Origin of the sequence: Streptomyces sp. NPDC088817, assembly GCF_044750345.1 — a bacterium.
GTDB lineage: Bacteria > Actinomycetota > Actinomycetes > Streptomycetales > Streptomycetaceae > Streptomyces.
In genome coordinates, this window is record NZ_JBIVJN010000014.1 from 1 (window position 1) to 18,932 (window position 18,932).

At 71.8% G+C, this 18,932-nt stretch carries 19 protein-coding genes; 2 read left to right on the plus strand and 17 right to left on the minus strand.

Going from position 1 to position 18,932, the window contains the following annotated elements; all coding sequences use genetic code 11:
- The 16 genes from ACIP4X_RS24345 to ACIP4X_RS24420 form a co-directional block, all read right to left on the minus strand.
- The coding region (locus ACIP4X_RS24345; protein WP_358731860.1) for a flavodoxin-dependent (E)-4-hydroxy-3-methylbut-2-enyl-diphosphate synthase at nucleotides 1-200 on the minus strand (200 nt) is incomplete at its 3' end.
- A gap of 4 nt (nucleotides 201-204) precedes the next feature.
- Nucleotides 205-1,227 carry an adenosyl-hopene transferase HpnH gene (gene hpnH, locus ACIP4X_RS24350; protein WP_358731858.1) on the minus strand — a complete coding sequence of 341 codons (1,023 nt, stop codon included), beginning with the start codon at nucleotides 1,225-1,227 and terminating at the stop codon, nucleotides 205-207.
- A gap of 5 nt (nucleotides 1,228-1,232) precedes the next feature.
- Entirely contained in the window at nucleotides 1,233-1,874 is a 642-nt protein-coding gene (locus ACIP4X_RS24355; RefSeq protein WP_358731856.1) for a 1-hydroxy-2-methyl-2-butenyl 4-diphosphate reductase, read from the minus strand.
- Complete coding sequence (shc, locus tag ACIP4X_RS24360; protein ID WP_358731854.1) at nucleotides 1,874-3,913, minus strand: squalene--hopene cyclase; 2,040 nt, start codon at nucleotides 3,911-3,913, stop codon at nucleotides 1,874-1,876. The genes ACIP4X_RS24355 and shc overlap by 1 nt, the downstream gene beginning before the upstream one ends.
- 119 nt (nucleotides 3,914-4,032) lie before the next feature.
- On the minus strand, nucleotides 4,033-5,097 hold the full coding sequence (locus ACIP4X_RS24365; protein WP_358731889.1) for a polyprenyl synthetase family protein: 1,065 nt from the start codon (nucleotides 5,095-5,097) through the stop codon (nucleotides 4,033-4,035).
- A gap of 71 nt (nucleotides 5,098-5,168) precedes the next feature.
- Complete coding sequence (gene hpnE / locus ACIP4X_RS24370) at nucleotides 5,169-6,599, minus strand: hydroxysqualene dehydroxylase HpnE (protein ID WP_401350571.1); 1,431 nt, start codon at nucleotides 6,597-6,599, stop codon at nucleotides 5,169-5,171.
- On the minus strand, nucleotides 6,596-6,736 hold the full coding sequence (locus ACIP4X_RS24375) for a DUF6380 family protein (RefSeq protein ID WP_358731850.1): 141 nt from the start codon (nucleotides 6,734-6,736) through the stop codon (nucleotides 6,596-6,598). Before ACIP4X_RS24375 ends, hpnE begins: the two co-directional genes overlap by 4 nt.
- Nucleotides 6,736-7,683: a presqualene diphosphate synthase HpnD gene (hpnD, locus tag ACIP4X_RS24380; RefSeq protein ID WP_401350573.1), complete on the minus strand. Its 948-nt coding sequence runs from the start codon at nucleotides 7,681-7,683 to the stop codon at nucleotides 6,736-6,738. The genes ACIP4X_RS24375 and hpnD overlap by 1 nt, the downstream gene beginning before the upstream one ends.
- Nucleotides 7,680-8,576, minus strand: coding sequence for a squalene synthase HpnC (gene hpnC / locus ACIP4X_RS24385; protein WP_401350576.1), 897 nt, complete (start codon nucleotides 8,574-8,576; stop codon nucleotides 7,680-7,682). Before hpnC ends, hpnD begins: the two co-directional genes overlap by 4 nt.
- A gap of 374 nt (nucleotides 8,577-8,950) precedes the next feature.
- Nucleotides 8,951-9,733 (minus strand): ABC transporter ATP-binding protein, encoded by a 783-nt coding sequence (locus ACIP4X_RS24390; RefSeq protein ID WP_358731887.1) that lies wholly within the window; start codon nucleotides 9,731-9,733, stop codon nucleotides 8,951-8,953.
- Nucleotides 9,734-9,752: 19 nt separating this feature from the next.
- Nucleotides 9,753-10,682 carry an ABC transporter permease gene (locus tag ACIP4X_RS24395; protein WP_358731844.1) on the minus strand — a complete coding sequence of 310 codons (930 nt, stop codon included), beginning with the start codon at nucleotides 10,680-10,682 and terminating at the stop codon, nucleotides 9,753-9,755.
- A 102-nt stretch (nucleotides 10,683-10,784) separates the two neighbouring features.
- The gene (locus tag ACIP4X_RS24400) at nucleotides 10,785-11,630 is read right to left on the minus strand and encodes a glycosyltransferase (RefSeq protein WP_391458613.1); all 846 of its coding nucleotides are present in this window, start codon (nucleotides 11,628-11,630) and stop codon (nucleotides 10,785-10,787) included.
- Between the two features lie 53 nt (nucleotides 11,631-11,683).
- The gene (locus ACIP4X_RS24405; protein ID WP_358731841.1) at nucleotides 11,684-12,463 is read right to left on the minus strand and encodes a CDP-alcohol phosphatidyltransferase family protein; all 780 of its coding nucleotides are present in this window, start codon (nucleotides 12,461-12,463) and stop codon (nucleotides 11,684-11,686) included.
- Entirely contained in the window at nucleotides 12,441-13,502 is a 1,062-nt protein-coding gene (locus tag ACIP4X_RS24410) for an iron-containing alcohol dehydrogenase family protein (RefSeq protein ID WP_358731839.1), read from the minus strand. Before ACIP4X_RS24410 ends, ACIP4X_RS24405 begins: the two co-directional genes overlap by 23 nt.
- Nucleotides 13,490-14,239 (minus strand): phosphocholine cytidylyltransferase family protein, encoded by a 750-nt coding sequence (locus ACIP4X_RS24415; protein ID WP_358731837.1) that lies wholly within the window; start codon nucleotides 14,237-14,239, stop codon nucleotides 13,490-13,492. The genes ACIP4X_RS24410 and ACIP4X_RS24415 overlap by 13 nt, the downstream gene beginning before the upstream one ends.
- Nucleotides 14,236-16,053 (minus strand): DUF5941 domain-containing protein, encoded by a 1,818-nt coding sequence (locus ACIP4X_RS24420; protein ID WP_358731835.1) that lies wholly within the window; start codon nucleotides 16,051-16,053, stop codon nucleotides 14,236-14,238. Before ACIP4X_RS24420 ends, ACIP4X_RS24415 begins: the two co-directional genes overlap by 4 nt.
- Before the next feature lie 459 nt (nucleotides 16,054-16,512).
- Here ACIP4X_RS24420 and ACIP4X_RS24425 point away from each other — a divergent pair, with 459 nt between their 5' ends.
- Both ACIP4X_RS24425 and idi read left to right on the plus strand, forming a co-directional pair.
- Nucleotides 16,513-17,439, plus strand: a complete 927-nt coding sequence (locus ACIP4X_RS24425) for a cation diffusion facilitator family transporter (RefSeq protein ID WP_358731833.1) — start codon at nucleotides 16,513-16,515, stop codon at nucleotides 17,437-17,439.
- 277 nt (nucleotides 17,440-17,716) lie between these two features.
- Nucleotides 17,717-18,307, plus strand: a complete 591-nt coding sequence (idi, locus tag ACIP4X_RS24430; protein ID WP_358731831.1) for an isopentenyl-diphosphate Delta-isomerase — start codon at nucleotides 17,717-17,719, stop codon at nucleotides 18,305-18,307.
- A 15-nt stretch (nucleotides 18,308-18,322) separates the two neighbouring features.
- Here the strand turns inward: idi and ACIP4X_RS24435 are convergent, their stop codons facing one another.
- A complete protein-coding gene (locus ACIP4X_RS24435; protein ID WP_401350738.1) occupies nucleotides 18,323-18,832 on the minus strand; it encodes an ATP-binding protein in 510 nt (169 codons plus the stop codon).
- Nucleotides 18,833-18,932 lie beyond the last annotated feature (100 nt).

Sequence of the window (18,932 nt, forward strand, 5' to 3'; positions counted from 1 at the left end):
TGACAACCCGACGCCGTCAGCTCCGCGATCTGCTGCAACGTCGCACCCACGTCCGACGTACGCGTCGTCGTCATCGACTGCACCGACACCGGAGCCCCGCCCCCGACCGCCACCGGCCCGACGTCGATCCGCCGCGACACGCGCCGCTCGGCGATCGGCCGGGCCGGTACCTCGGGGACGCCCAGGGAAATGGCCGCCATGCCGTCAGTCCCGGTTCCCGGAGACCGTCTCGCGCATGGCGCGCAGGGACTCCTTCAGCGATCCCATGGTGGCCAGCACGGCGGTGGGCTCGTAGCCGCAGTGCGCCATGCAGTTGGCGCAGCGCGGGTCCTTGCCCCGGCCGTACTTGTCCCAGTCGGTGTCCTCGATGAGTTCCCGGTACGTCGGCACGTACCCGTCGCTCATCAGGTAGCAGGGGCGCTGCCAGCCGAACAGGGAGTAGTTCGGGATCGCCCACGCGGTGCACGGGAAGTCGACCCTGCCCTCGAGGAAGTCGAGGAACAGCGGGGAGTGGTTCAGCCGCCAGCGGCCCCTGTTGCCGCCCGCGAAGGCCTTCCTGAACAGCTCGCGGGTCTGCTCCACGCCCAGGAAGTGCTCCTGGTCGGGCGCCTTCTCGTAGGCGTAGGCAGGCGAGATCATCATCTCGTCGACCTTGAGGTCGTCGTTGAGGAAGTTGAGCACCTCGACGACGGTCTGCGGGGTGTCGGTGTTGAAGAACGTGGAGTTGGTGGTCACCCGGAAGCCGCGCCGCTTGGCCTCCTTGATGGCCTCCACCGCCTCGTCGAACACGCCCTCCTTCGCCACCGACTCGTCGTGCCGCTCGCGCAGCCCGTCGATGTGCACCGCGAAGGCGAAGTAGGGGGACGGCTTGAACTTGTCCATCTTCTTGCGCATCAGCAGCGCGTTGGTGCACAGGAAGACGTACTTGCGCTTGGCGACGAGCTGGCGGACGATCTCGTCGATCTGCGGGTGCATCAGGGGCTCACCGCCCGCGATGGACACCATCGGCGCACCGGACTCCAGTACCGCTCCCACCGCCTGGGCGACGGGCATGCGCTGCTTGAGCACTCCGGCCGGGTGCTGGATCTTGCCGCAGCCCTCGCACTTGAGGTTGCAGGCGAAGAGTGGTTCGAGTTCGACGATCAGCGGGAACTTGTCCCGCTTGCGCAGCTTCTGTTCGGCCAGGTATGTGGCGACTTTGATGGACTGGCGCAGCGGCATGGCCATCTGGCTCACCTCCGGGGGAGCAGCACATTACGGTGCCATTCGAAAAAAGTCGGCAGGACGGAACGAAGAACACGGAAGGCTGATATTCCACCGCGCACCGTACCGATACGGACGAGTTCATGTTCTGGAGCGTCCACGACCACCCGCACGGCCGCAACGGGGCGCACGCCCGTGCGCACGGCGCTCAGGAGCGTGGCCGCCGATTCCATGTCGACGGCGATCGCGCCGGTGGCCAGCAGATCGGACCGCTCGGGTCCGCGTACGACGTGGTCGGAGCCGGTGAGCGGCCCGGTGTGCACGGTGCGCCCGGGCAGGGTACGGGTGAGTTCCTTGACGAGCAGTTCGGTGCCCACGCAGGGGATGGTGCCGTGCGGGTCCCGGGTCTCCTCGGCGACGACGAGGTCGCCGGGGTGCATGCCCGGGGCGAGTCCGGCGCAGAAGCCGGTGGCGAGCACCGCGGCCCGGTCCAGCGGCGGCCCGGCGAGGACCCGGGTGACGGAGCGTTCCGCCGCCTTGGGCCCCATGCCCGTCCGCAGGACGGTGACCGGCCCGCCGGCTCCGCCGCGGTCGCCGGCGCGCAGGGCGAGACGCTCGATGCCGAGCGCGCAGGCGATCAGCAGCGGGGCCGGTCCGGGCTGTGTGCGCATCAGCTCCCCTTGGCCTCGGCGCCGGGCCGGTCGGCGAGGGCACCGGCGCGGGGCCGCCGGCCGGTGAGGGGTTCGCCGTGCACGTACCGGCCGAGCGCGGTGAGCGGGAAGACCTGCCGGTACAGGTGGTAGTTGATGGAGAAGTCCCAGGGGAAGCCGGTGCCGGTGAAGTACGGCTCGTCCCAGGAGCCGTCCTCCCGCTGGGTGGCCGCGAGCCACTCGACTCCGCGCTCGACGGCCTTGGAGTCCTGCTCCCCCGCGGCCAGCAGGGCCATCAGGGCCCAGGCCGTCTGCGAGGCGGTGGAGGCGCCCCTGCCTCTCCACTCCCCGGCGTCCTGGTAGGAGCGCAGGTCCTCGCCCCAGCCGCCGTCGTCGTTCTGCACGCTCTCCAGCCAGCTCACCGCGCGGCGGACGGCCGGATGGGAGCCGGGCAGGCCCGCGGCGGTCAGGGCGGGCACGACCGACCCGGTGCCGTAGAGGTAGTTGACGCCCCAGCGGCCGAACCACGAGCCGTCCGGCTCCTGTTCGGCCAGCAGCCATTCGATGCCGCGCCGGGTGCGCGGATCGTGGGTCAGTCCCTCGGCGGCGAGCATCTCCACGACGTGCGCGGTGACGTCCGCCGAGGGCGGGTCGATCACCTCGCCGAAGTCGCAGAACGGCAGCCGGTTGGGGAACGGGCTGGTGTTGTCGGCGTCGAAGGCTGCCCAGGCGCCGTCCTTCGACTGCATCCCGAGGTTCCAGCGGACCCCGCGCCCGATGGCCTTGTCGAGGCGCTCCGGGTCGTGGTGCCTGACCCGGCGCAGGGCGAGAACGACCTCGGCGGTGTCGTCGATGTCGGGGTAGTTGTCGTTGTGGAACTCGAACGCCCAGCCGCCCGGCGGCAGTCCGGGGCGGCGCACCGCCCAGTCGCCGGGGCGGACGATCTCCTCGCCCAGCATCCAGTCGGCGGCCTTGACCAACTGCGGGTGGTCGGCGGGCAGTCCGGCGTCGGCGAGGGCGATGGTGGCCAGGCAGGTGTCCCATACCGGCGACTGGCACGCCTCGATCATGCGGGCGCCGTCCTCGCGCCACACGGCGTAGCGGTCCAGCGACTGCAGGCCCGCCCGCATCACCGGATGTTCGAGGTCGTAGCCGAGCAGGTACAGGGCGATGACCGAGTACACGGCCGGCGGCTGGATGCCGCCCCAGCAGCCGTCGTTCTCCTGCCGCTCGATGATCCAGCGGGCGGCCGAGTTCATGGCGGCCTCGCGCACCTTGCGCACGGCGACGCCGCGGTAGCCGCGCACGACCATGTCGAGCCGCTGGAACAGTCCGTCCCAGGTGCGCGCCGGGGCGAGCGGCCGCGGCGGACAGGTGTTGCCGGGGTCGGTGTGCAGCTCGTCGAGCGGGAACGGAGCCGGACGCACCGGGCGTTTGGCCGAGACGACGGTCAGGGGCACGATCGTCTGCCGCGCCCAGCATCCGAAGTTGTAGATGTTGAGCGGGAACCACTTGGGGAACCAGATCAGCTCGGGCGGCAGCTCCGGCAGGTCCTCCCACTTCCACCAGCCGAACAGGGCGAGCCAGATCCGGGTGAAGACGCGGGAGGCCGCGATGCCGCCCTGCTCGCGCACCCAGGCGGAGGCCCGGGCCATATGGGGTTCGTCCGGCGCGTCACCGGCCAGCCGGAGGGCGACGTAGGCCTCGATGGTGGTGGAGAGCTCGCCCGGGCCGCCGTAGAAGGTGGCCCAGGTGCCGTCCTCGCGCTGCTCTCCGCGGATGAACAGCGCGGCGGCCCGGGTGGTGTCCTCCTCCAGGATGCCCAGGAACTGGCGCAGCAGCAGGTCCTCGGCGTCCATGGTGACGTTCGTCTCGAGGTCGCCCTTCCACCAGCCCTCGGCGTCCTGCTGGGCGAGCAGGAAGTCGGTGGCCCGCCTGACGGCGGCCGCGGCGGCTTCTTGTACCCCGGCCGCCTCGGGGGTGCTGAGTACGGTTTCACTGGCCGCGGCAGCGCGGGTCGGCAGTGTCGCCCCGGTGCTTCCGTCGGTCGTCGCTGTCATGGCTTCCCCTTCGTGCAGTCGTGCAAGTCGTGCTGCTGTGGGTCCGCCGTCGGCCGGTGCCTGAAACCACCTTGCAGCACCGGCCGGCGACTACGCGAGGCTGGTTCGACCGATAGTGATCATCTCTTTCGTACGACGACGAAGTCGGCGAGCGCCGTGAACGCGGCCCGTACCCGCTCGGGCATCTCGACGGCGTCGAGGGCTTCGATGGCGATGGTGTGCTGACGGCGCGCCTCCTCGGCCGTCCACTCCCGGCCGCCCGCCTCCTCGATGAGGGCGGCGCGGGCCGCGAACTCCTCCTCGGAGAAGTTCGCGAAGTCGCTGCTCTTGGCGTCGGCGGCGAGGATCTCGCCGAGCCGCTCGGAGGCCGGGCCGCCCGCCGCGAGCGCGGCGACGACCGGCAGGGACTTCTTGCGCTGACGCAGGTCGCTCCAGGTCTGCTTGCCGGTGGCCTCCGGGTCGCCCCAGATGCCGAGGAGATCGTCGACGGCCTGGAAGGCCAGGCCGAGGTGGTACCCGTACTTCTCCAGGGTGTCGGCGGTGCGGTCGTCCGCGCCGCCGAGGACCGCGCCGACGGAGGAGGCGCAGGCGAGCAGGGCGCCGGTCTTGTTGCCCTCCATCTCCAGGCACTCGGCGACGCTGACCCGGTCGCGGTGCTCGTAGGAGATGTCCTGCGCCTGACCGTCGATCAGGGCGCGGGTGGCGCTGGTCAGGCGACGGGCGGCGCGCCCGGCCTCGACGGTGCCCGCTTCCAGGAGCACCTCGTTGGCCAGCGCGAACAGGGCGTCGCCGACGAGGATGGCCTGGGCGGGGCCGTGCACCTTCCAGACCGTGTCGCGGTGGCGGCGCTGCTCGTCGCCGTCCATCAGGTCGTCGTGCAGCAGGGAGAAGTTGTGGACGAGCTCCACGGCGACCGCGCCGGGCACACCGGCCTCGGGCGCGGCCCCGGCGACCTCGGCGGAGAGCACGGCCAGCGCCGGGCGCACGGCCTTGCCGCCGTCGCCGTCCGCCGGGTTGCCCTGGGCGTCGATCCAGCCGAAGTGGTAGGCGGCGACGGTGTCCATGGGGGGCGCCAGGCGGTCGACGGCCGCCCGCAGTACCGGCGTGGCCAGGGTCCGGCCGCGCTCCAACAGCGCGGTCACGTCCACCGCGGACCTCCGAGCGGCCGTCGAGGCCGGGGGCACAGTGGGCACAGTCTCTCCTCTTGTTGCGGTGCCGGAGGTGCGGGAGCCTGCCACGGGCTGCTGATCGAACGTCATGCAGCCGCCTCCTCGATGGCGAAGAGACGGCTCGGGCGGGGCCGGCCGAGGGCGCTCAGCGCGGCTTCGGCCGCCTTCACGCCGCTGCGGACCGCACTCTCCATGGTCGCGGGCCACCCTGTGGCGGTCCACGCTCCGGCCAGGTACAGGCCGGGGGCCTTGGTGCGGGCGCCGGGCCGCAGCCGTCCGACGCCGGGGGCCGGGGCGAACGTCGCCGTGCGCTCCCGGGTCACGAAGAAGTCCTTCACCTCGGCCCGGCGGGCGCGGGGCAGCAGCCGCCTCAATTCGGGCAGATAGCGCTCGCGCAGTACGGCGACCGGCGCGTCGATCTCGTCCTGCGCCACCGACTGGGACACCGCGAGGTACTGACCGTGCTTCAGGCCGGCCGCCTCGGTGCGGTCGAAGACCCACTGCAGGGGGGTCCCGATGGCCGCGAGGAAGGGCGCGTTGAGCACCGTGCGGTCGTAGACGACGTGGGCGTTGAGGATCGGCGCGGTGCCGATCCTGAGCAGCCGGTCCGGCGCGTCCAGGGCGCCGGGCGGCAGCAGGCCGTGGGCCTCGCGCTGCGGTACGGCGAGGACGACCGCGTCGGCGAGCAGGTTCTCGCCGGGAACCTGAACGTTCCAGCTCCCGTTTCCGTCGAGGGAGACGGAGGTGACGCGTGTCCGGACCTCGGTACGCACGCCCGCGGAGTCGAGCGCCCTGCGGGCCAGCCGGTCGTGCAGTTCGCCCAGCGGCACGTGGGCCCAGCCGATGTCGGCCGCTCCCGGGTCGGACAGCAGTCCGGTCTTGAACACCATCGCGGCGAGTCCCAGCGAGGCGTCGCCGGCGACCGCGTTGAGGGTGGCGACCCCGACCAGGTCCCACAGGGCCTCGACGGCGCGCGCCGACTGGCCGTGCTGGGCCAGCCAGGTGCCGAAGTTCTGCGCGTCCAGGGTGGGGTCGGAGAGGTCGAGCCCCTTGAGTGCGAGCGCGGCGCGGCCCACCCGGGCCCGCTCGGCGAGCGAGAGGTGCGGGTAGGTGGCGAGGCTGCGCCCCAGGTGCAGGGGCACGGGCAGCGCGTCGCGCCGCAGTGTGCCGAGCCGCCGGCCCTCGGGTCTCGCCACGTCGACGACGGGCACCTCGAGGCGGTCCTGCAGCGGGGCGAGGTCGGCGCCGCCGATCCGGTCGAGGAACCAGCGGTAGGCGGTGCAGCAGCGCAGGTACACGTGCTGTCCGTTGTCGATGGTGAGGTCGCCGCGCCGGAAGGAGAAGGCGAGCCCGCCCAGGCGGGGCCGGCCATCGAGGAGCGTGACGCGCATTCCGGCGTCGGCCAGCGCGAGCGCGGAGGTGAGGCCGGCCAGTCCGCCGCCGACCACGACGGCGTGCCGTCCGGCCGGTCCCGAGACGTCGTCGAGCGGTCCGTCGCGCCGTGTGCCGTCGGTCATCGTGCGCCCTCCCCTGTGCGTCCGCCGCGGTGGGCGGGGGCCTCGTGGGCGACCGTCGCCGTCAGGGACGCCGCCCGGCACCCGAGGGTTGCCCGCTTCTGCTCGCCGGTGTCCCCACCGAGCGGTGACTTCGCCATCAGGCACGCCTCCTGACGGTCTGCCGGGACACGTACCGGGCGTCGAGGCCGGACAGGCCGCGCACGGCGACGTACGCCTTCTCGTGTCCGGGCAGCGAGACCCGGCCGCGCAGCACGGCCTCCGGCTCGCGCTCGATGCGGTCGAGCAGGCGCCGGTAGATGCCGGCCATGGCGGCGACGCAGGCGCCGCTGCGCCGGTCCAGCAGGGGCAGCAGCTGGTAGCCCTCGGCGAAGAGGGCGCGGGCCCGCCGCACCTCGAAGTGCACCAGGCCCGCGAAGTCGGAGCCCTCCGGTGGCGTCGGGCCGTGGAACCCGGCCGAGCAGCCGAACTTGGCGAGGTCGTCGGCGGGCAGGTAGGTGCGGCCGCCCTCGGCGTCCTCGCGGACGTCTCTGAGGATGTTGGTCAGTTGCAGCGCGAGCCCCAGCGTGTCGGCGTACTCGGAGGCGCGTTCGGCGCCGCGCGCGCCCGGTTCGGTGCCGAACACGCCGAGGGAGAGCCGTCCGATGGCCCCGGCCACGCAGCGGCAGTAGACCTTCAGGTCCTCCCAGGTCTCGTAGCTCTCGCCGCGGACGTCCTTCAGGACGCCGTCGATGAGTTCGTCCAGGCCGTTGAGCGGGATCGGGAAGACCCGGGCGGCGTGGGCGAGGGCGACGGCCACGGGGTCGGTGTCGTCGTCCTCGACGGCCCCGTCGCGGACCCGGCCGAGCAGGGCCCGTGTGTCCTCCAGACGGGTGATCTTCACGTCGTCGGGCAGCGCTCCGTCGCCGATGTCGTCGACGCGCCGGGAGAACGCGTACAGCGCCGACATCGCCCGCCGCTTGGCCGACGGCAGCAGTCTGATGCCGTAGGCGAAGTTGCGGGCCTGCTGCCCTGTGACCGCCTCGCAGTAGCTGTAGGCGGCGAGCACCGGCGCGGACACGTGTTCCGACTCCACGGCCCGGATCACCCCTCTCCTCGCAGAGTCAGGCCCACCTCGCGCAGCAACCGGGTCCTCCCGGGCTTGGGCGGGCCGGGAAGTACGTCGTATTCGGCGGCGGCGATCGCCTGGATCGCCGCCCTTCCCCCCGCAACGAACCCCGCGAGCAGCAGCTTCAACCTGCCGTGGACGCTACCCACCAGGGGGGCGCCTTCATTCAGCAGACCGCGGGCGCGTTCCGCTTCGTAGGCGACCAGCGCGCGCACCGAGGCGCCCGCGGTGGCCGCGGCGAGGTCGGGCTCCTGCACGTGGAAACGTTTCATGTCGGCGGCGGGCAGATAGATGCGGTCCCGTCCGAGGTCCTCCCGGACGTCCTGGAGGTGCTCGACGATCTGCAGGGCGGTGCAGACGGCGTCGGAGCGGCGGATCCGCTCGGGGGTCGAGGTGCCGGTGACGGCGAGGACGAGACGGCCCACGGGGTTGGCGGACAGCTCGCAGTAGGCGAGGAGGTCGTCGTAGGTCTCGTACCGGGTGACGAGCTGGTCCTGGCGGTTGGCGGCGATCAGGCCGAGGAACGGCTCGGGAGTCAGCGAGCGGCTGCGGACGGTCGGCTGGAGCCGGCGCAGCAGGGGATGGCGCGGGATGCCCTCGAAGACCCGGCGCAGATCGGCCTCGAAGGCGTCGAGGAGGACCAGGCGGTCCTCGGCCTCGTCGGGCGACACGCCGAGCAGCCGGGCGTCCTCGCCGCCGGGGGCCAGGTCGCCGTCGCCGATGTCGTCGACGAGGCGGGCGAAGCCGTAGACGGCCATCAGGTCGACACGCCAGGCTCTGGGCAGGAAGAACGGTGCCACGGGGAAGTTCTCACCCGCGGCCTTGTCGAGAGTGGCGCGCTCGGGGTCGCGCGCCGTCGGTGTCCGCGTCATCGTCCACTGCCCGGCACGGTGACGGCACCTGCTGCGTTGAGCTGGGGAGTTTCCGTAGCCATTGCCGTCACATCTCCCGTTCTACACTGCTGACCCAACACACACTATTTCGGACACGCCGCCCGGCCGCCCGTGGGGCGGCGTCGGTGGAGGGTGTCGCGCATTATCTCCCCACTTGCCGCTTTCCGGGACCGGTACAGCTTACGTTGTACAACGCAGCGAGCCGCGCGGGGGGTGTCCCGCACATCACAACAACACACCGATTGCCGTCAAGATTCCTCAGGACGGCGCGAGTTGACACATCCTTTGCGGACATCCTCGGCGGACGAGGGGCCCCGCCGGACGCGTTCCGGCGGGGCCCTGACGTCTGCGGGCTACTTGCCCGTGAACTTCTCGTACTCCTTGAGCACCTCGCCGGTGGGGCCGTCCATGCGCAGTTCCCCGCGCTCCAGCCACAGCACCCGGTCGCAGGTGTCGCGGATCGACTTGTTGTTGTGGCTGACCAGGAACACGGTGCCGGCCTCCTTGCGCAGTTCCCGGATGCGCGCCTCGGAGCGCTTCTGGAACTTGCGGTCGCCGGTGGCCAGGGCCTCGTCGATCATGAGGACGTCGTGGTCCTTGGCGGCGGCGATGGAGAAGCGCAGCCGGGCGGCCATGCCGGAGGAGTACGTGCGCATCGGGAGCGTGATGAAGTCGCCCTTCTCGTTGATGCCGGAGAAGTCGACGATCCCCTCGTAGCGCTCCTTGATCTGCTCGCGCGACATGCCCATGGCGAGTCCGCCCAGGATGACGTTGCGCTCGCCCGTGAGGTCGTTCATCAGCGCCGCGTTCACACCGAGCAGCGAGGGCTGGCCGTCGGTGTAGACCCGGCCCTTCTCGGCGGGCAGCAGGCCGGCGATGGCACGCAGCAGCGTGGACTTGCCGGAACCGTTGGAGCCGATCAGGCCGATCGCCTCGCCGCGGTGGGCGACGAAGGAGACCCCCCTGACGGCGTGCACCTTGCGCACGCCCCGCGCCTCGTCGTCGGAGCCCCGTCTGAGGATGCGGCTGAGTGCGGCGGTGGCGCTGCCCTTGCCTGCCCTGGTGCCGTTGACGCGGTAGACGATGTGCAGCTCGTCCGCGATCACGGTGGGCACCTGCGGCGCGCTCTCGCGCATGTCCTGGTGGTGGTCCTGGTCAGCCACGGCCGTACCTCTCCTCAGCCTTCCAGAAGTAGACGAAGCCGCCGACGAAGACGAGCACGGCCCAGCCCAGGGCGGCGACCCATACGTGCGGCGGCAGGTGCGAGGAGCCGTAGTCGTCGACCAGTGCGAAACGCATCAGGTCCATGTAGATGGCGGCGGGGTTGTACTGCAGCAGCCGGATGACCCACTCCGGTCGGCCGGCGAGCATCCTGTCGATGGAGAACATCACGCCCGACGCGTACATCCAGGTCCGCATGACGAACGGCATCAGCTGGGCCAGGTCGGGCGTCTTGGCGCCCATCCGGGCCACGATCAGCGCCAGACCGGTGTTGAAGAGGAACTGCAGCACCAGCGTCGGCACGATCAGCAGCCAGGACAGGCCCGGGTAGTTGCCGAAGCCGACAGCCACGAGGAACAGCACGATCATCGAGGCCAGCAGTTGCTGGAGCTGTTGCAGCGCGAACGAGATCGGCAGGGAGGCGCGCGGGAAGTGCAGCGCGCGCACCAGTCCGAGGTTGCCGGAGATGGCGCGCACACCGCTCATGACCGAGGTCTGGGTGAAGGTGAACACGAACACGCCTGTCACCAGGAACGGGATGAACGTGTCGCGGGTCATGCCCCGGCTGGTCTTGAGGATGACGCCGAAGATGAAGTAGTACACGGCTGCGTTCAGCAGCGGTGTCGCCACCTGCCAGAGCTGGCCGAGCTTGGCCTGGCTGTACTGGGAGGTCAGCTTCGCCTGGGAGAAGGCCAGGATGAAGTGGCGCCGCCCCCAGAGCTGCCTGATGTACTCCCTCAGCGAGGGCCGGGCGCCGCTGACGGACAGCCCGTACTTGTCGGCAAGCCGGGCCGGGGTGAGGCCCTCGTCGGGCGACGGAGCCGCGCCCAGGGCGACGCCGCCGTCATGCGTTGTCTCACTCACAAGTGGAAACTTTCGTCTTCGAAATGCGCTGCCAGTGCGGATGTACGGGCGTGGCTGAAGCAGCGGCCGGGTGGGGCCGGTTACCCGCGGGGAACGAGCTTGTCAGATGACCGGCGGACGGCCCAGTCGGGTGAGTCGCCACACCGTACGCCACTTCATGGGCCGTCGCGGTCCGCAGGGTGTGGCCCAGCCCTCGCGGAAGCCGCCGAACCAGGCCTTCAGGGCCGGACGCGAGGGGCGTCGGGCGAGGGTGAGCAGCAGCCACACCCCCAGGTAGACCGGGACGAGCAGCACGGGGAGGTTGCGGCGGGCCAGCCACACCCGGTTGCGGGCGACCATGCGGTGGTACACCGCGTGCCGCGACGGCGCGGTCGTCGGGTGGTACAGCACCATGTCGGACCGGTAGTCGATCATCCAGCCCGCGTCGAGGGCCCGCCATGCCAGGTCGGTTTCCTCGTGGGCGTAGAAGAACTCGTCCGGCAGGCCGCCGACTTCCGCGAAGACCCGGGTGCGTACGGCGTTGGCGCCGCCGAGGAAGGTGGTCACCCGGGAGGAGCGCATCGGGTCGGAGGCGCGCAACCGCGGCACGTGGCGGCGCTGGGTGACGCCGGTCTCCGGGTCGGCGATGCGGAAGCTGACGATGCCGAGCCGGTCGTCGTCGGCGAAGGCCCGGCGGCACAGCTCGGCGGTGTCGTTCCGGGCGAGCAGGCCGTCGTCGTCGAGGAAGAGCAGGATGTCGACGTCCCCGCCGGCCGGCCCGAAGGCCTCGATGCCGACGTTGCGGCCGCCGGGGATGCCGAGGTTCTCCTCCAGCTCGATGGTCCGGACGCCCTCGGGGAGGTCCGGGACGGGCGAGCCGTTGCCGACGACGACCACCTCGACACGGTCGCCGTCCTGCTTGGCGACCGAGTCGAGCAGGGCCCGCAGTTCCTCGGGCCGGTTACCCATGGTGATGACGACGGCGCCGACCTTGAGCGGAGCGTTCGAAGAGGTCACGCCGCTCACCTCAGCCTGCTGGAGACGAGGATGGACACCAGGTGCAGCAGGGTCTGCAGCAGCGCGATACCGGCGAGCACCGCCGTGCCGAGCCGGGTGAAGAACAGGTCGCCCCTGATCGTGTCGGCGATCGCGAGGACCAGGATCAGCAGGGACGCCTCGATCCCGAGGATCAGCCGGTGGAACTTGAGGGCCGCGGCGGCCCGGCGGGCCAGCGCCATGCCCGACGAGCGCGGTTCGGCCGCGCTCTCCTGGACCGGCGGCAGCCCCCCCTGGTGGCGGGCCACGCCGACGAGGTCGGTCTCGGCCTTGATCAGGATGGCGCCGAGGGCGGCCAGGGTCCCGAGGAAGGCCCACAGCCAGTCGATCCGCCCGGGACCCCACAGGTCGGCGGCGCGCAGCCCGAGCCCGACCAGGACGGCGGCGTCGGTGAGGTAGGCCCCGACCCGGTCCAGGTAGACCCCGCCCAGCGAGTACTGCTGCTTCCAGCGGGCGATCTCGCCGTCGACGCAGTCCAGCAGCAGGTACAGCTGGACCATCAGCACACCGAGCACGGCGCCCGCGATCCCCGGCACCAGCAGGGCCGGGGCGGCGAGGACGCCGAAGACGGTCATCAGGTACGTGAGCTGGTTGGGCGTGACCCTGGTGCCCACCAGGTAGCGGTCCACCCGCAGGGACACCTCGCGCATGTAGAGGCGTCCCGCCCAGTGCTCTCCGCTGCGCCGGTCCTTCACCCCTGCCGGATGGACGACCGGTCTCAGTTCAGCTACCGATGGCCTTGACATAGTCGGCGTAGACGTCCTTGATCTGGTCGGTCTTGAGGTCGAGGTGTTCGAGGATCGTGTAGCGGCCGGGCCGGGTCTCCGGGGCGAACTCGACGACCTGCACGAACTCGTCCACCGTGAAGCCGATGTCCTTCGGCAGTACCGGCAGCCCGTGCCGCCGCAGCACCTCGGCCATGCCGGCCGACTCCGCGTGGGCCCCGCGCAGGTACATCGCGAAGGCCGCGCCCAGCCCGCACTGCTCACCGTGGCTCGCGGCCCGCTTCGGGAACAGCAGGTCGAAGCCGTGGTTGATCTCGTGGCAGGCGCCGGAGGCGGGCCGCGAGTCGCCCGAGATCGACATGGCGACCCCGGTGAGGACCAGGGCCTCGGCAAGCACCTGGAGGAAGCCGTTGTCGCCGATGCCGCCCGGGTGCCGCAGCACCGCCTCGCCCGCCTGGCGGGCCATCGCCGCGGCCAGGCCGTCGATCTTCTCGCCGGTGACGCGGTGGGACAGCTCCCAGTCCGCGACGGCGGAGATGTTGGAGACCGCGTCACCGATGCCGGAGCGCACGAAGCGCGACGGGGCGTCGCGGATCACGTCCAGGTCGATGAGGACGGCGATCGGGTTCGGCACACCGTACGAGCCGCGCCCCGCGTCGTTGTCGAGGGTGGCGACCGGGGAGCACAGGCCGTCGTGCGAGAGGTTCGTGGGCACGGCGACCAGGGGCAGTCCGACGCGCGCCGCGGCGAACTTGGCACAGTCGATGATCTTGCCGCCGCCGAGGCCCACGACCGCGTCGTAGCGGCCGGCCTTCATCTCGCCGGCCAGCCGGATCGCGTCGTCGAGGGTGCCGCCGCCGACCTCGTACCAGGTGGCGCCGGGCAGCGAGGGGGCGATCCGCTCCCGCAGCAGGGCGCCGGAGCCGTTGCTGACGGCGACGGCGAGCCTGCCGGAGTGCGAGATGCGCTCGTCGGCGAGCACACTCGCCAGGTCGTCGAGGGCGCCGCGGCGGATTTCCACCACCACCGGCGACGGGATGAGCCGGCTCAGTACAGGCACGCGATCCCCCGGCCCTTGGCGAGGTCGTCGTGGTTGTCGATCTCGACCCACTTGACGTCGCCGATCGGCGCCACGTCGATCGTGAAGCCGCGGTTGACGAGCTCCTGGTAGCCGTCCTCGTAGTACAGCTGCGGGTCCCGCTCGAAGGTGGTCTTCAGCGCGTCGGCCAGCTCGGGGGCGGCGTCGCCCTCGATGAGGGTGACACCGATGTACTCGCCGGTGGCCTCGGCCGGGTCCATGAGCTTGGTGATCCTGCGCACGCCCCGCTCGTCGGCGACGACCTTCATCTCCTCGTCGGCCAGCGACTTCACCGTGTCCAGGGCGAGGATGATCTTCTTGCCGTCGCCACGGGCGGCGAGCAGGGTCTTCTCGACGGAGACCGGGTGCACGGTGTCGCCGTTGGCGAGGATCACGCCGTCCTTGAGGGCGTCACGGCCGCACCACAGGGAGTAGGCGTTGTTCCACTCCTCGGCCTTGTCGTTGTCGATCAGGGTGAGCTTCAGGCCGTACTTCCGCTCCAGGGCCGCCTTGCGCTCGTACACGGCCTCCTTGCGGTAGCCGACGATGATCGCGGCCTCGGTCAGGCCGACCTCGGCGAAGTTGCCGAGGGTGAGGTCCAGGACCGTGGGGCCGTCCTCCGCGCCGTCGGGCCCCACCGGCACCAGCGCCTTGGGCAGGGTGTCGGTGTAGGGACGCAGGCGCCGTCCGGCGCCTGCCGCCAGCACGAGGCCGATCATGCGGGTTCTCCTTCGTCGTGTACGGCGGGCTCGCCCCTCAGGTGAGAGGCCACCCAGAAGCGGATGCTCTCGACGAGCACCAGCAGGGCGACGGCCACGGCGAGAACCGTGAGCGCGACCTTGAACTGCGCGGCGGTGAGCAGCGCGGCGAACACGGTGACGAGGAGCGTCCGCCCCTCCTGCCCCCCGAGTGCGCGCACCAGCCAGGCCGGCGGCGCTCCGGCGTTTCCGCGGATGCGGTACACCGTGTCGTAGTGATGGTAGGCGACGGCCGCCACCAGGCCGAAAGCCGCGGGAAGTGCTCCGTTCACGTCCGCTCGGGCCGCCAGCACCAGCACGGTGCCGTACTCGGCGGCGCGGAACAGCGGGGGGACGAGCCAGTCGAGGGGGCCCCTGAGGGGCTGGGAGAGGGCCAGTCCCGAGAAGACGACGTAGGAGCAGGCGCCCACGAAGGGCATCCAGCGGTCGCCGGAGTACAGGCTCCCGGCGAGGAACGCGGCACCGGCCAGGGCGCGCAGCAGCGGGTGGTCGAGGTACCAGCGCGCGTTGGGATCACGCAGCTTGGCCACGAAGTCCGCGATCGGCCCGTTGTCCGCGAGGTCCGCCAGCGCCCGCGCCGCCCGGTCGGTACGGCGTGCCTTGCGCGTCACCGACCGCAGGACACGGCCCGCCGTGGTGTACGTCGCCGCCAGGGCGCAGCCGGCGAGCAGGACGTAGAAAGTGATCCGCGGGGTCGTGACCGCCGTCAGAACCGCGATCATCGCCCAGCGCTCGCCGATGGGCAGGACGATCATCCGGCGCAGCCAGACGGTCCAGCCGACGCTGTCGAGCCTGTCGGAGAGTGCGGCGGTGGGGCTGGTGTTGACGGCGGCGTCCGTGTCCCCGGTGTTCGCCTCGTTGAAGGAGAAGTCGACCACGTGCCGGCAGGTCTGGAGCACCATGGCGGCCAGGGCCAGGGCCCAGACGTCGTCGCCGCCGCGGGCGGCGCCCAGCGCGAGGCCGGCGTAGTAGGCGTACTCCTTGGCCCGGTCGAAGGTGGCGTCCAGCCAGGCGCCGAGGGTGGAGTACTGGAGCGAGTAGCGGGCCAGCTGGCCGTCCGCGCAGTCCAGCACGAACGAGGCGATCAGCAGCACGCCCGCGGCGACGAAGCCGGCGCGGGTGCCGGTGGCGGCGCAGCTCGCGGCTATGAGCGCGGTGAGCAGGGAGGCCGTGGTGACCTGGTTGGGGGTCAGGCCGCGGCGGGCGCACCAGCGGGCGACATAGCGGGAGTACGGGCTGATGAAGAAGGTGGTGAAGAAGCCGTCGCGGGCCTTGACCGCCGACTTCAGACGGACGGCCTCGTCGTCGACGCCGGCGACGGCCTGCCGTACCTCGTTGCGGCTCTGGGGGTCTTCGGGCACGGCGGCGACGAGACTGCCGAGCACGGGGCGGTGCACGTCGCAGCCGTCGGCGTCCAGTGCGGTGGAGATCCGGTCGGCGAGGCCGGCGACGGCGACCGCGGTGTGGCCGCCGACGGAGTTCTCGCGGGCCATCGCGCGGGTCAGCGCCTGGCGGCCGGCCGGGCGGGCGGTCACCGCACCGGGGACGGCGGCGAGCGGGAAGCGGGGATCGGTCAGGCCCAGGCGCAGCGCGTGCGGATGGCCGACGAACCGGGCGTCGACGATGGCGACCCGCTGGTCACCGGGCACCTGGGCGAGCAGTGTCTCGGCGTCGGTGCCGTCCGAGGCGACCCGCACCTCGAATCCGAGGGACCGCAGATCGCCCTCGATCGACGATCCGGGGACCGGTTGGCCGGTCAGGATGGCGGTCGACAACCGAACTCACTCCCTGGGTGCCGGCGTCCGCGCGCCGGTCGTGTGCTGATGGGTGCGCCGCCTGCCTGTGGCGCCCGGGCGGCATGTCGGCAGAGGCTATCGGATGGCGGGAAGCCCTCGTTCACCGCCCGTTCACCGGCCCGACCGACCCGGTACGTGGCAGCCCGCGCCGCGATCATCATGGGTGATCCGGCCGCCGGGCCACAAACTCCGCACCAGATCGGGCATTCGGCACATCCGGCCCCGCGCCGCGCCGAGGAGACCTCCGCGGGCACCCCGCGCCGGGCCCGCCGGGCCAGCTCCTCCGCGGTGGGCCGCAGGGCCTCCGCGCACGCTGACCTGCGGTTCGTTTGCGCAGGTCAGGGGACATGACAACGGTGTTCAGTGCCGCGTTGCCCCATACCCCCCGCCCGTAGTTGACTGTGATCCCGGACGCAATACGGAAAGGGCGGTCATCCCATGGGGGCCGGTCACGACCACGGGCACGCGCACGGCGGCACGGCGGGCGCGGCGCACCGCGGCACGCTGCGCATCGCGCTGTCGATCACGCTCACCGTGATGGTGGTGGAGATCGTCGGCGGCGTGCTCGCCGACTCGCTGGCGCTGATCGCGGACGCCGCCCACATGGCCACCGACGCCCTCGGCCTGGGCATGGCGCTGCTGGCCATCCACTTCGCCAACCGGCCGCCGAGCGGGAACCGCACCTTCGGCTACGCCCGCGCGGAGATCCTCGCCGCGCTCGCCAACTGCCTGCTGCTGCTCGGCGTCGGCAGCTATGTGCTCTACGAGGCGATCGAGCGGTTCCTCACCCCGGCCCCCACCCACGGCGGGCTGATGCTGGTGTTCGGCGCGATCGGCCTGGTGGCGAACTCGGTCTCCCTGATGCTGCTGATGCGCGGCCAGAAGGAGAGCCTGAACGTGCGCGGCGCCTTCCTCGAGGTGGCCGCGGACGCGCTCGGCTCGGTGGCCGTCATGATCTCGGCTGCGGTGATCCTGCTCACCGGCTGGCAGGCCGCCGACCCCGTCGCCTCCCTCGCCATCGGCCTGCTGATCGTGCCGCGCACCCTGCGGCTGCTGCGCGAGACCCTCGACGTGCTGCTGGAGGCGGCACCGAAGAACGTCGACATGAACGAGGTGCGGGCGCACATCCTGGCGCTCGAGGGCGTGGAGGACGTGCACGACCTGCACGCCTGGACGATCACCTCGGGCCTGCCGGTGCTCTCCGCGCACGTGGTCGTCCGCTCCGACGCGCTCAGCGCCATCGGCCACGAGAAGCTGCTGCACGAGCTCCAGGGCTGCCTCGGGTACCACTTCGACGTGGAGCACTGCACCTTCCAGCTGGAGCCGAGCGGGCACGCGGAGCACGAGGCGCGGCTGTGCCACTGACGGGCCCCTCCCCGCGGCCCTGACCGGACGGAGGTGCACGGGGCGCGCACGGCGCCCGGGCCGGATCGCACGGCCAGGTGTGCGCCCGCGCCCTCCCCGCAGGGGGCGCCCGGACGGTTCCGGGTGTGACCGGCCGGGCACGATCCCCCACGGTGCCCGGCGGCTGTCGAGCCGCGGGCCACGGCGCCCCGCAGGACATGCGGAGTGCCGGGAAGTGCCGGGAGTGCCGGTTTCGTACGGCAGACTTGGGACTCGAGGACCGAAGTGAAGGATGGGTATGCCGACCACACCTGCCACCGCGAAGCACAGCTCGTCGAACGGCGCCGCGGAAGCGATCTTGCTGGAACTGGTCGACGAGGACGGCGTGACGATCGGCACCGCGGAGAAGCTGTCCGCCCACCAGCCACCGGGACGGCTGCACCGCGCCTTCTCCGTGTTCCTGTTCGACAACCGCGGCCGGCTGCTGCTGCAGCAGCGGGCCCTGGGCAAGTACCACTCCCCCGGCGTGTGGTCCAACAGCTGCTGCGGCCACCCCTACCCCGGTGAGGCGCCCATGGCCGCGGCGGCCCGGCGCACGTACGAGGAGCTGGGGGTCTCCCCGTCGCTGCTCGCCGAGGCGGGCACGGTCCGCTACCACCACCCTGACCCGGACTCGGGCCTGGTGGAGCAGGAGTACAACCACCTCTTCGTCGGCCTGGTGCAGTCCCCGCCGCGGCCGGATCCGGAGGAGATCGCCGCCACGGCGTTCGTGACGCCCGCCGAGCTGGCGGAGCGGCAGGCGCGGGACACCTTCTCCGTCTGGTTCCCGACCGTGCTGGACGCGGCCCGCCCCGCGGTCAGGGAGCTGACGGGTCCCGCCGGCTGGTGAGCTCCGGGGGCACTGTCAGACCTGGTGCGCGGGCTTGAGCGGCAGGGCGGCCCAGATCACCTTGCCGCCGCTCGCGGTGTGCTCGACGTCGCAGACACCGCCGGCCTCCCGCGCGATCTCGCGGACCAGCAGCAGCCCGCGCCCGCCGGTGCGCCCGTGGTCGGTCTCCAGGGCGGTCGGGCGGTAGGGGTGGTTGTCCTCCACGGACACCCGCACCCACTCCGCGCCGACCGCGACCTCCACGGCGAGCATCGGCGAGAGCAGCGCCGCGTGCCGTACGGCGTTCGTCACCAGCTCGGACACGATCAGCAGCAGCCCGTGGACCAGGTCGTCCGAGACCGGGACGCCCTGGCGCAGCAGCAGGTCCCGGACCGCGTGCCGGGCCTGCGGGACGGAGGCGTCGGCGGCGGGCGCGGTGAACCGCCAGACTCCCTCGTACGGCAGCGGATCCGGCGGTACGTCGTGGAGGGGTGCCCCCGCGCCGCCCTCCGGGCGTGAGCCGTACCCGCGCCCGTGGTTGTCCATCGTCCGGTCGCCACCCTCGCGCTCGATTGTCACCACACGTCGAGTGTTGGTAACGCACCGCTCTCAGCCCAAGGACTGAACACAAGTCAGCGTGTTTCAA